Annotated in this window: 11 protein-coding genes; 4 read left to right on the top strand and 7 right to left on the bottom strand. The window is 65.8% G+C overall.

Annotated elements, in window-relative coordinates; genetic code table 11:
* Positions 1 to 19 precede the first annotated feature (19 nt).
* The 5 genes from ACPDIX_RS02505 to hoxE all read right to left on the bottom strand — a co-directional run bounded on the left by ACPDIX_RS02505 (position 20) and on the right by hoxE (position 4972).
* Entirely contained in the window at positions 20 to 1444 is a 1425-nt protein-coding gene (locus tag ACPDIX_RS02505; RefSeq protein WP_423430201.1) for a Ni/Fe hydrogenase subunit alpha, read from the bottom strand.
* Between the two features lie 105 nt (positions 1445 to 1549).
* On the bottom strand, positions 1550 to 2098 hold the full coding sequence (locus ACPDIX_RS02500) for an oxidoreductase (RefSeq protein ID WP_423430200.1): 549 nt from the start codon (positions 2096 to 2098) through the stop codon (positions 1550 to 1552).
* Entirely contained in the window at positions 2086 to 2802 is a 717-nt protein-coding gene (hoxU, locus tag ACPDIX_RS02495; RefSeq protein ID WP_423430199.1) for a bidirectional hydrogenase complex protein HoxU, read from the bottom strand. Before hoxU ends, ACPDIX_RS02500 begins: the two co-directional genes overlap by 13 nt.
* Positions 2803 to 2823: 21 nt before the next feature.
* Entirely contained in the window at positions 2824 to 4449 is a 1626-nt protein-coding gene (gene nuoF, locus ACPDIX_RS02490; protein ID WP_423430198.1) for an NADH-quinone oxidoreductase subunit NuoF, read from the bottom strand.
* Positions 4421 to 4972 carry a bidirectional hydrogenase complex protein HoxE gene (gene hoxE / locus ACPDIX_RS02485; RefSeq protein WP_423430197.1) on the bottom strand — a complete coding sequence of 184 codons (552 nt, stop codon included), beginning with the start codon at positions 4970 to 4972 and terminating at the stop codon, positions 4421 to 4423. Before hoxE ends, nuoF begins: the two co-directional genes overlap by 29 nt.
* 270 nt (positions 4973 to 5242) lie before the next feature.
* On the opposite strand from hoxE, the gene sufT reads away from it, so the two are divergent.
* From sufT to ACPDIX_RS02470, 3 genes are all read left to right on the top strand, one after another.
* A complete protein-coding gene (gene sufT, locus ACPDIX_RS02480; protein WP_423430196.1) occupies positions 5243 to 5797 on the top strand; it encodes a putative Fe-S cluster assembly protein SufT in 555 nt (184 codons plus the stop codon).
* 29 nt (positions 5798 to 5826) lie between these two features.
* Positions 5827 to 7122, top strand: coding sequence for a cysteine desulfurase (locus ACPDIX_RS02475; protein WP_423430195.1), 1296 nt, complete (start codon positions 5827 to 5829; stop codon positions 7120 to 7122).
* A gap of 284 nt (positions 7123 to 7406) precedes the next feature.
* The gene (locus ACPDIX_RS02470) at positions 7407 to 8150 is read left to right on the top strand and encodes a hypothetical protein (RefSeq protein ID WP_423430194.1); all 744 of its coding nucleotides are present in this window, start codon (positions 7407 to 7409) and stop codon (positions 8148 to 8150) included.
* A 45-nt stretch (positions 8151 to 8195) separates the two neighbouring features.
* Here ACPDIX_RS02470 and argS read toward each other — a convergent pair whose 3' ends face one another.
* A complete protein-coding gene (gene argS, locus ACPDIX_RS02465; protein ID WP_423430193.1) occupies positions 8196 to 9935 on the bottom strand; it encodes an arginine--tRNA ligase in 1740 nt (579 codons plus the stop codon).
* Positions 9936 to 10019: 84 nt separating this feature from the next.
* A complete protein-coding gene (locus tag ACPDIX_RS02460; RefSeq protein ID WP_423430192.1) occupies positions 10020 to 10487 on the bottom strand; it encodes a PTS sugar transporter subunit IIA in 468 nt (155 codons plus the stop codon).
* A 151-nt stretch (positions 10488 to 10638) separates the two neighbouring features.
* Between ACPDIX_RS02460 and ACPDIX_RS02455 the strand changes: the two genes are divergently transcribed.
* Positions 10639 to 12120 (top strand): glycoside hydrolase family 28 protein, encoded by a 1482-nt coding sequence (locus ACPDIX_RS02455; RefSeq protein ID WP_423430191.1) that lies wholly within the window; start codon positions 10639 to 10641, stop codon positions 12118 to 12120.
* Positions 12121 to 12139: the final 19 nt, after the last annotated feature.

The raw sequence follows: 12139 nt of genomic DNA, 5'->3' as shown, positions 1-12139 counted from the left end.
CTCAGGCCGCCGGAACGCTTCAGTCGCGCCGCAGTTCCTGGAGAAGCCGGCCATCCGGACCGAGGATCCGCACCACCATCGGCATGCGCCCCACTGCATGCGTGGAGCAGCTCAGACAAGGGTCGTAACACCGGATGCCGTGTTCGATCCGGTTCAGCACGCTCTCCGGCACGGGCACGCCCCGCACGTAGTGACGGGCGATCTGGGCCACCGTCCGATTCATGGCCAGGTTGTTCTGCCCGGTGGCGATGATCAGGTTGACCCGGCGCAGCAAACCGTGCCGATCCACCGTGTAATCGTGGAAAAGGGTGCCGCGCGGGGCCTCGCTCACCCCCACGCCGCGCAAACTGTTGATGCCGGCGTCGGCCCGCAGCTCGTCACTCAACAGGTCCGGATCGTCCAGCAAACGCTCGATCCGTTCCACGCACGCCAGGATCTCGATCAGCCGCGCATAGTGATAGAGGAACGAGGAATTGACCGCCCCGCGCCCCAGCTTCTTGAAATACTGGAGTTCCGCATCCGCCAGGGGCGTCCCCATCCGGTGCGCCACGTTCAACCGCGCCAGCGGACCCACCCGGTACATTCCCTCCGGCAACCCCAGCGGCTTGTAGAACGGCGATTTGAGGTAGGAACTCGACTGGACCGCCTCCCCGATCACCTCGTCGTAATGCTGCGGATCCACCGCATCGGCCAGCACATTGCCGCTGCCATCCACAAACCGCAAACGGCCGCCATAATGTTCCCACGTGCCGTCCTCGGCAACCAGGCTCATGAACAGCGAGGGAAAATTCCCGTAAATCTGAACCTCGCGCCCGTGGGTCTTGAGGGTTTTCTTGAACAGATCAATGGCCGTGAGCACGGTGCTGCGGGCTTCCGGAATCCAGCCACGCAACCGGTCGCGTCCCTCGGCCGTCAGGGCGTTGCGCACGCCGCCGGGCACCGCCCAGGAGGGATGGATCTTGCGCCCGCCCAGCCGTTCGATCACCTCCTGACCGAACTGGCGCAGCCGGATGCCCGCCCGTGCCAGATCCGGCTGCGCCGCGATCAACCCAAACACGTTCCGTTGCTCGGGTGGACTGTCCCAGCCCAGCACGAAATCGGGCGCGCTCAGATGAAAGAAACTCAGGGCATGACTCTGGATGATCTGCCCCATGTTCATCAGCCGGCGGAGTTTCTCCGCCGCCGGCGGGATGTCCACCGCCATGATGGCATCGCCAGCCTTGGCCGAGGCCAGCAGATGACTCACCGGACAGATCCCGCAAACCCGGGCAGTCAGGCCCGGCATCTCGGAGAACGGCCGGCCTTCGCAGAACTTTTCAAACCCGCGAAACTCGACCACGTGAAACTCGGCGTCGGCCACGTTGCCGGCCTCGTCCAGGTGCAGACTGATCTTGGCGTGGCCTTCGATACGGGTGACCGGATCAATGACAATGCGTTGGGCCATGGTGTCTCGTCAAAAGGCTCGCACTCGCCGCGGCCGCGCGCCGCGGCGCGCCGTCCGGTAAAACGCTCGGGAACGGTTTCCGGACATGTCGCGCAGCTCCTCCATTCAACCAAACTTCAGTTGCGGCCCCTCCAGCACCGGCGGCCGCCCCTCCAACAGCGCCGTAAGCACGGCACGAATCCGATCGGCCGGAGGCGGGCACCCGGGCAGGTAATGCTCCACGGGCACCACCTCGTGCACGGGCATCACCCGCGGCAGCAACGGCGGCACAATGCCCTCCTCCCGCGGGATGCCCGGATTTTCCTGCGCGCATTCCACATAGGCCCGCTGCAGCACCAGCTCGGCATTGCGCGGGCCGAGCTGATTGCGGATGGCGGTGACGTTGCCGGTCACGGCGCAATCCCCGAAGCTCACCAGCACCTTCGTGCAGCGGCGGATCCGGGCCAGCAGTTCCAGGTGATCCGTGTTGCACACGGCCCCCTCGATCAGGCACACGTCCACGCCCTCCGGATACTCCTTGTGATCCACCAGCGGGCTGTAGACCACTTCGACCCGCCGGGCCAGTTCCAGCAGGAACTCGTCCAGGTCGAGAAAGGACATGTGGCAGCCGGAACAGCCGCCCAGCCAGACAGTGGCCAGTTTTAGGCGATCCATTGTTTCTCCTCCCGCGCCGTCACAATGAACTCGAGTTTGTGCCGGTCATGCCGCATCTCGCCGGTCGCGACACCCTTGTAGTACAGGGCGCCGGTGGGACAGGCCATGACGCACTTGCCGCAGTTGGTGCAGGAATCCGACTCGCCCCAGGGCTGGTTCAGATCGGTGATGATCCGACAATCGGCGCCCCGACCGGCCACGTTCTTGGTGCCCGCCCCCTCGATGTGCCAGCACACCCGCACGCACCGCGTGCAGAGGATGCACCGGTTGTGGTCCATGCCGAACAACGGATGGCTCTGGTCCACCTCCAGCTGCGGATGCTGATAGGCGAAACGCACGTGGTCCATGCCGGCCTCGTAGGCCAGCGCCTGCAATTCGCAGTTGCCGTTCGACACACAGACCGCGCAGACGTGATTGCGCTCCGCAAACAACAGCTCCAGCGTCATCCGCCGGTACTTGCGCAGTCGCTCGGTGTCGCTCCACACCTCCATGCCCTCCGCCACCCTGGTGGTGCAGGCCGGCAGCAGCTTGTTCGATCCGGCCACCTCCACCAGGCAGAGCCGGCAGGCGCCCACGTCGTACACACCCTCCAGATGACACAACGTGGGGATGCGGATCCCGGCGTCCTGGGCCGCCTCCAGCACGGTGGCGCCCGCGGGCGCGCTCACCGGTTTGCCATCAATCGTCAGAGTGACTGCAGGCATCGCCTAAAACCTCCTTTCTCCTCAGCAACGGACCGCGGCGGCCGGGTGCAGCGGCTGCTCCGGTTTGAGCCGGCGCTCGTACTCGTGCCGGAAAAACCGGAGCGTGCTGAGCACGGGATTGGGCGCGGTCTGACCCAGCCCGCACAAGCTGGTGTGCTTGACCATGTCGCACAATTCCTCCAGCACGGCCAGATCCCGGGCCGTGGCCCTGCCCTCCAGAATCCGCGTCAGCAGGCCGTGCATCTGCACCGTGCCGGCGCGGCAGGGGATGCACTTCCCGCACGATTCGTCCTTGCAGAACTCCATGAAAAAACGCGCCACGTCCACCATGTCGGTGGTCTCGTCCATGACGATCATGCCGCCCGAGCCCATGATGGATCCCAGCCGCGTCAACGATTCGTAATCCACCTCCACGTCCATCAGCTCGGCCGGCACGCAACCACCGGAGGGCCCACCCGTCTGCACCGCCTTGATCTTCACACCTCCGGGGGCGCCGCCGCCCATTTCCTCCACAATCGTGCGAAGGGTCGTGCCCATGGGAACCTCGATCAGGCCGGTGTTCTTCACCTTTCCCGCCAGGGCAAAGACCTTGGTCCCCTTGCTCTTTTCCGTGCCGATGCCGGCAAACCATTCGGCGCCGTTGCGGATGATGGCCGGCACGTTGGCAAAGGTCTCCACGTTGTTGATCAGGGTCGGACACCCCCACAACCCGCTTTCGGCGGGGAAGGGCGGCCGCGGCCGGGGCGTGCCCCGCCGGCCTTCGATGGACGCCATCAGCGCCGTCTCTTCGCCGCAGACAAACGCGCCCGCGCCGATGCGCAGCTCCACGTTGAAGTTCAGCGGCGAGCCGAAGATCCCGCTGCCCAGGATCCCCAGCCGCCGCGCCTGCTCGATCGCCAGGCGCAGCCGTCGGATCGCCAACGGGTATTCAGCCCGCACGTAGATGAACCCCTGCTCGGCCCCCACCGCATAAGCCGCGATGGCCATGCCCTCCAGCACGCTGTGCGGATCGCTCTCCAGCACGCTGCGGTCCATGAACGCACCCGGATCACCCTCATCCGCGTTGCAAACCACGTACTTCTTCGGACCGGGTGACTTGGCCACCGTGCTCCATTTCAGGCCGGTGGGGAAACCGGCGCCGCCCCGGCCCCTCAGGCCGCTGGCCGTGATGGCCTCGATCACCTCGCGCGGTTCCATCTCGATCACCGCGTCGTGCAACGCCCGGTAACCGTCGGCCGCGATGTACGACTCGATGCGTTCCGGATCCACCACCCCGCTGTTGGCCAGGACAATGGGCAGTTGTTTGGTGAAAAAAGGATGCTGCAGATCCGCCTGCTCCAGCGCCGGCCGGCCGCCCCGGATCCGTTCCAACAACTGGCGCGCATTCTCCGGCGTGATCCTCTGGTACAGCTCGTTGGCGGGATCCACGTGCACCAGCGGCCCCTGGCAGCAAAGCCGCAGACAGCCCACACCGCGCACCTCGACCTGGTCCGACAACCCCAGCTCGTTCACCGCCTGTTCGAGCTGTTTCTTGACCTGGTCGCTGCCCGCCGAGAGGCACCCCGCGGCCGTGCAACAGCGCAGCGTGTACGGTTTCCGCGCGGCCAGTTCCTTCTCCTTAATGGCCAGAAGTTGGGTCAGATCCATGGTTCAACCAAGGTTGCAGGGTGGCAAGCACACTCTCCGGCGTCTGACGCGGGGCCACCTGACCGTCGTACACGACGGCAGGCGCGATCCCACAGGCCCCGATGCACCGGGCCGTCAGGACCGACACCTGCCCGTCCGGCGTCGTCTGGCCGGCCCGGATGCCGAGTTCCCGTTCCAAAGCCGCCAGAATCTTGTCCGCGCCCTTGACGTAACAGGCCGTCCCCATGCAGACCACGCAGGTGTGTTTGCCCGCCGGTTTGAGCTGGAAAAAGTGATAGAACGTGGCCACGCCGTATACCCGGCTCGGCGGCAGCCGGAGGCGATGCGCCACGTACAGCAGGAGATCATCGTCCAGATACCCGAACAGCTCCTGGCCCTTGTGCAGGATCTCGATCAGCGCGTCCTGGCGGTGCTGGTGCTTCTTCATGTGCGCATCCAGGATCTTGTAGCGCTTGTCCGCACCCACCCGCGCCAGCACATCCTGGATCCGCTTCCGTTTGGGCGTCGCTAACGTGGCAATCATGGTCACTCTTCCCGGGCCGACCCCACCCCTCCGGAGCCCGGCCTCTTACCACGCCAAAAGTTGTCGGAGAGGTCCGGAGAAGGCTTTGCGTGAATTGGTTTTCGCTGCACCAAGATTGTTCCAACGCCGGACGGTGGTCAACCCTCGCCGAATGGGCCCGGGGCGACGCTCCTCCCGCACGGGTCCACCGGGCGGCAGAGGGATCTTTGCCGACCGGTTCGGACGGTTTCCGACAAGACTTCGGCGGATTTTCGGCTATACTTCGCCCGTATGAGCGGCAGCAATCCGGTTCAACTGACGCGTGACGTGGAAGCCACCCTGGTGCCCGTGGGCACCAAGGTCACCCTCATGAAGGGCGAGCAGGCCTACATCACCCAGTCGCTGGGCGGCAGTTACACCGTGGTCGTGAACGGCAACATGTTCCGCATCGAAGGCAAGGACGCCGACGCACTGGGCCTGCCGGTCCAAACCCAGGTCGTCACCACCGGCAAACCCATGACCAGGGAAGAGGTCGAAAAGCAGGTCTGGGAGGTGCTGAAGACCTGTTACGACCCGGAAATCCCGGTCAACATCGTGGACCTCGGGCTGATTTACGACTGCGTGGTGACGCCCATCGAAGGCAAGGAAAACGCCTACCGCGTGGACGTGAAGATGACCCTCACAGCCCCCGGCTGCGGAATGGGCCCCATGATCGCCCAGGACGCCCAGAACAAGATCCTCTCCATCGAGGCCGTGGAGGAAGCCAACGTCGAGGTGGTCTGGGACCCGCCGTGGAACCAGTCCATGCTGTCCGAGGCCGCCAAGCTCCAGTTGGGCCTCATGTGAAGGCACGACCACCGTTACGGACCATGGGCATGGAAACGGCAACGGACGCGGCGGTCACGGGCCGGGAGAGGGCGGAGCTGCCGGGCGCGGGTGCGTCCGCTCCGCCGGACTGGCAGCGGTTGCGGGACGATTTCCCCATCCTGCACCAGACGGTGCACGGCAAGCCGTTGATCTATTTCGACAACGCCGCCACCAGTCAGAAGCCGCGCGTGGTGATCGAGACCCTGCGCCGCTATTACGAACGGGACAACGCCAACGTCCACCGCGGCATCCACGAACTCAGCAACCGGGCCACCCGGGCCTACGAAGGCGCACGCGAACGCGTCGCACGCTTCCTCAACGCGCGCAACGCCGAGGAAATCGTTTTCACCCGGGGCACCACCGAAGGGATCAATCTCGTGGCCCAGACCTGGGGCCTGCAAAACCTCGGCCCCGGCGATGTCATCCTGCTGACCGAGCTGGAACATCACAGCAACCTGGTGCCCTGGCAGTTGCTGGCCCGCCGGGTCGGCGCCAGACTGGCATTCGTGCCCGTTACCGGGGACGAAGGCACCGTGGATGCGCGCCGCCTGGAGGAGCTGCTGGCACCGCCGGTGAAACTCTTCGCCATGGTGCACGTCTCCAATTCGATCGGTGTGGTGAATCCCGTGGCGGAATGGTGCGCGCGAGCACGCTCCAAGGGGATCGTCACCCTGGTGGACGGCGCCCAAAGCGCGGGGCACATGCCCGTGGACGTCCAGGCACTGGGCTGCGACTTCTTCGTCTTCTCCGGTCACAAGACCTGCGGCCCCACCGGGGTGGGCGTCCTGTACGGCCGACACGAACTGCTCCAACAAATGCCCCCGTGGCAGGGCGGTGGCGAAATGATCCTTTCGGTCGATTTTCAACACACCACCTTCAAGGCCCCACCCCACCGATTCGAGGCCGGCACACCCGACATATCCGGCCCCATCGCGCTCCACGCGGCATTGGACTACCTCGACGCCGTGGGCCGGGCCCGCATCTGGCAGCACGACCAGGAACTGGCCCAGTACGCCTACGATCAGCTGGCCACCATCCCCGGCATCCGCCTGTTCGGTCCCAAACGCGGCCGGGCCGGCCTCGTCAGTTTCCTCCTGCACGACGTCCATGCCCACGATGTGGTCACGCTGGCCGACCGGGAAGGAATTGCCCTGCGGGGTGGGCACCATTGCACCCAACCGCTCATGCGCAAACTGGGCGTCGAATCCACCGCCCGCGCCAGCTTCTACTTCTACAACACCTTCGAGGAAGTCGATCGGTTCGTCGAAGTCATCCGCGCCATCCAGAAGTTCTTCAATCGCTGAACTCCGCGCCCCGCGCCGCAACTGCCCGTCCAGAGGCGCCTCCGGGATCCGCCCAGGCCCGGCCCGTCCGGCCGCGCTCCGCACCCCGACGGCCGCCCCGGCCGATCCACCCCCTCCAGCCAGCCACGCAGCAGCCCCGAACGCCGGTTTCCCCCCCAGCAGTGTAAACCTTTCCTCATGCCTGGCATCGGTCCTGCTCCTTTGCAGACGAAAAGAAGCCGAGTAGGTTGACTCGGACAGACCGGGTGGGATCACCCGGTCACCAGTCGCTGGCCAACAGGCTTATGCATGTGGTGCAACCATGCTGTCGGGCACGGTTGACGGCCGAGGATCTGGAGCTGGTCCGCTCCGTCCTCGCCACCGAGGAGAAGCAACGTCAAAACCTGGATCGCCTCTTGACGGAAGAGGAAACCCGGGACCTGGTGCTCGACCACCCGGCACTGGTCCGGACCCTCTTGGAAGCCCGCACCTGTTTGCCCGTCTCCACCCGGCTCTACTTCTACGTCCTGGTCCGGCACGTACTGCTCCAGGGTGGCCTGGACGACCGGTCCCTGGCGGATTACCTGGCCGAAATGCTGGCCGAGTTCGCCCGGATCGAACGGTGGCGCAGACCCCTGCCTGATCGCGACCTCGGCGTGGATTACCTGTACGAAATCCTGGCCGCCCTCCGGGAGGTGGACGACGTGACCGGCTTCGTGCTCCGCACGCACCTGGCCAATCACACCCTGTTCCTCTCCGGCCTGTTCGCCTCTTACCTGGAGCGGCGCGTCCAGCGCAAGGGCGCCCCGGGCCTCCACTACTACGAAGCCGTGGGCCGCGCCAGTTACCGCGCTGCCCGCGATCATCGCCTCGCCCGCCATTACGGATTGACCGAGATTTTCGACACGTTGGCCGAACGGTTCGCAGAGGTCCGACAGGCCCTCGGCGAGCTGGCCGACCGCCTGCTGGCACTGGAGGGATTGGACCCGCAACTGGAAACGGCACTCCGCCAGTGGACCCGCCGGGAGGGCGACACCCTCTCCAATTGACCCGGCCCCCGCCCTCGCACCGGGCAGCCGCCCCCGACCGCGCCGCTACATCTGCTCGAGGACCTCCACCCCCAGAGTGTCCAAACCGAGCCGCAGCACACGGGCCGTCACCTCGCACAGGTAAAGGCGGTGACTCCGTTCCGGCTCGGCCGCCTTCAACACCGGACAGGTCTCGTAAAACCGTGTGAACCGACCCGCCAGCTCGTAGAGGTAGTTGCACAAATAGTTCGGCCGGTAATCCTCAGCCACCGCCTGCAGGACCAGCCCGAAATCCAGCAGATGCCGGCCCAGTGCCAGCTCTTCCGGGGTCTGGAGGCTCAACCCCTTCTCCACCGAGGCACGAGCCGCCTCCTGCGTCAGCCCCCCCTTGCGAAAGATGCTGGCAATCCGCGCATACGCATACTGGAGATAGGGCGCCGTGTTCCCGCTCAATGACAACATCCGGTCCCAACTGAACACATAGTCGCTCTGCCGATTCGACAGCAGATCTGCGTACTTCACCGCTCCGATCCCCACCACCCGCGCAATCCGGCGCCGCTCCGCCTCGGGCAGCTCCGGCTGCTTGGCCGTGACCACCTCCAGGGCCCGCTCCTCCGCCTCGTCCAGCAGATCCTCCAGCTTCACCGTGTCGCCCGACCGGGTTTTGAACGGTTTGCCGTCCTCCCCGAGGATGGAACCGAACCAGACGTGGACCAGCTTCACGTGGGCCGCGTCGGGCCGCCACTTTCGAAAAGCGGCAAAAACCTGGCGGAAATGCAACTGCTGGCGCCCGTCCGTCACATACAGAATCTCGTCCGGGTGCCACGTCTCGACCCGATACGCCAGCGTGGCCAGGTCCGTGGTCGCGTAATTGAAGGCACCGTCGCTCTTCTGGATGATCAACGGCGTGTCCTTCAGCTCGGGTACGTCGTCAAAGAACACCACCTTCGCCCCCTCGCTCTCCCGGGCCAGTCCCAACCGGACAAACTCGTCCACCACCGATTGCAGCCGCGGATGATAGAAACTCTCGCCCAGCGTGTGGTCGAACCTCACGCCCAACCGTTCGTAAATACGGTCGAATTCCGCCCGCGAACGCGCGGTCATCTCCCGCCAGATCGCCAGGTTCTCCTCGTCCCCGCGCTGCAGGGCCACCAGTTCCCGCCGCGCCGCCTCCATCAGGGCAGCATCCTCCTGGCAGGCTGCATGAACCGTCTTGTAAAGCCGCTCCATCTCTCCGATGGCGTCGCGGGCCAGGGCATCGCGATCCAGAAACCGCTTCCAACCCAGCAGCAACATGCCGAACTGCGTGCCCCAGTCGCCGAGGTGATTGTCGGTGATCACGTGGTGCCCCAACCGGCGGAGCGTCCGGGCCAGGCTGTCTCCGAGGATCGTGGACCGGATGTGCCCCACATGCATCGGCTTGGCCACGTTGGGGGAACTGAAATCCACCACGATCGTGCGCGGCACCGCCGCCCGGGTCACGAACGGCACCGGCTCATGAGCCGCCGCGGCCAGCGCAGCCGCCACCGCCTCCGGCCGCAACCGGAAGTTCACAAAACCCGGCCCCGCCACCTCCACCGATTCGCACAGATCCCTCACATCCAGCCGCCCCAACACCTCGGCCGCCAGCTGGCGGGGTTGGATCCGCCGGGCCTTCGCCAGGCTCATCAAAGCCACAGCCTGATAATCCCCGAACTTCGGGTCCGGACACGGACGCACCTGCACGGTGGTCAGGTCAGCCTCGGGACAGACCTCCGCCACCGCCGCGCGCAAACGTTCTTGAATGATCTCTGCAGGCAGCAACATGAAATCCCGTTCCCAACCTGAAGAACCCAACCAGGCCGCCGGCCCGATCCCGTGCCTGCCCCGGGCCCGCCCGCGCAGGCACCGTCACTTCTTCCCGCAATGCTGCCGGATGATCGCCATCATCGTCTCGGCATCCGGCGCCTCCTCCAGCGCCTTCCGGAACTCGGCCTTGTGCAGCAGCTTGGCAATGTTGGCCAGCGTGTGCAGATGCTTCTGGAACTGCCCTTGCGGCACCAGAAACAACATCACCAGCTTCACCGGCTGGTTGTCCAACGCCTCAAAATCCACCCCCTTCCTGGACCGGCCCAGCGCCCCTACTACGTCCTGAATCACATCCGTCGAGGCATGGGGAATCGCGATGCCAAACCCGATGCCGGTGCTCATGGAGGTCTCGCGCTTGCGCACGACCGACGCCACCGCCTCACGGTCCTCGGGCCGGATCTTCCCCGTGGCCACCAAAACGTCGATCAGCTCGTCAATCGCCTCCCAGCGGTTGCTCGCCCTGAGGTCCGTGACGATCTGATCCTTGGTCAGGATGTCGGCCAAATCCATAATACGCCGCAATCAGCCGGTGCATTTGGCCCCAAGCTCCCTCCCATAGCAAGAAGGAACTGACCCCACCCCGAGGCCCTCCGGCACACACAAAAGTCGCCTCCGGGTCTCGACCCTTGCCTGGCCCGCCCCTGCAAACCAAACTCCCCCCATGACAACTTTCGCCACGCACAAACCCGATCTCTTAAGCGCCCGCATGACCCTCCCCTCCCGCGCCCCCATCCACCCCTCCCCGCGACCCCTCCACTGGCTCCCGCTGCTGTACACGCTCGCCGCCTCCACGGCCATGCCACGAAGCGAATGGAACGTCCGGGAGTTCGGCGCCCGCGGAGACGGCCAGACTCCGGACACCGCGGCCATCCAGAAAGCCCTCGACTCGGCAGCCGCCGCCGGCGGCGGCGTGGTCCGCATCCCGCCCGGCCGCTATCTCACCGGCACCCTGCAGCTCCGCAGCCACATCACGCTCGTCCTCGAACCCGGCGCACGCCTCGTCGGCACCACCAACCTCGATGCCTACCTCCACCCCGCCCCGCCACCCGACAGCCCTGAAGCCCGCTGGGGTCGCTGGCATCGCGGCCTGCTCATCGGCGAGAACATCGAAAACGTCACCATCCGGGGACCCGGCGTCATCGACGGCAACCGCGTCTCCGACCCGGAGGGAGAAGAACACATGCGCGGGCCGCATGCCCTCGTGTTCATGCATGTGCGTGGGCTTACCCTCGAAGACCTCACCATCACAGACGCGGGCAACTACGGGCTCTTCTTCATGGCCTCGGACGACGTGACCCTGCGCCGGGTCCGGTTCGTGGGCGGTTGGGACGGCGTTCACTGGCGCGGCACGCCCGGCTCACCCTGCCGCCGGGTCGAAATCCGCGATTGCGAGTTCGAAACCGGCGACGACGCCATCGCCGGTCGCTACTGGGAACAAACCCTCATCACCGGCTGCTCCATCAACTCATCCTGCAACGGCATCCGCCTCATCGGCCCGGCCCGTGACCTGACCATTCGCAACTGCCACTTCTTCGGCCCCGGGCGCCGTCCTCATTTGACCTCGCGCGAGCGCCGCCGCAACAACATGTTGGCCGGAATCCTCCTGCAACCCGGAGCCTGGGACCCCACGGAAGGGATCCTTGACCAGGTCTGGATCGTCCAAAACACCATGCGAAACGTCGCCGCCCCCGTGGCCCTCTGGACCCGGCCCGGCAACCGCGCAGGCCGCATCGTGATCCAGTCACTCGACGCCTCCGGCATCTACCGCGCCCCTCTCTCGCTCGAATCCTGGGCGCCTGACCCTCTCGACACCGTCGTCCTGCGAAACGTCCGCCTGGAATTCACCGGAAAAGACCCAAACAGCCCGACCCCGGAAACCGTCTCCCAGCCCGGCGTGGACGTTCGACCCTTGCCCGCCTGGGGACTCTACGCGCGCCGCATCCGTCAGCTCTCGGTCGAAGGTCTGCACCTGCGCACCCAGGAGCCGGACCCTCGACCCGCCGCCACCATCGAGTCCGTGGCCCATGTAGCCTTGGATGAACTGGACCTCCCCGGCCCGTCGGCCCGCACGGAGGCGCTGGTGCTCAGGGACTGTGCCCGGGTATCGGGCCGGGACACACCCGCCACCGTCCCCGCACACTGAACCATCCCGCTCGCCACAC

The organism is Limisphaera sp. 4302-co (genome assembly GCF_049537155.1).
Lineage (GTDB): Bacteria > Verrucomicrobiota > Verrucomicrobiia > Limisphaerales > Limisphaeraceae > Limisphaera.
This window is presented reverse-complemented; position numbering and strand designations above follow the sequence as displayed.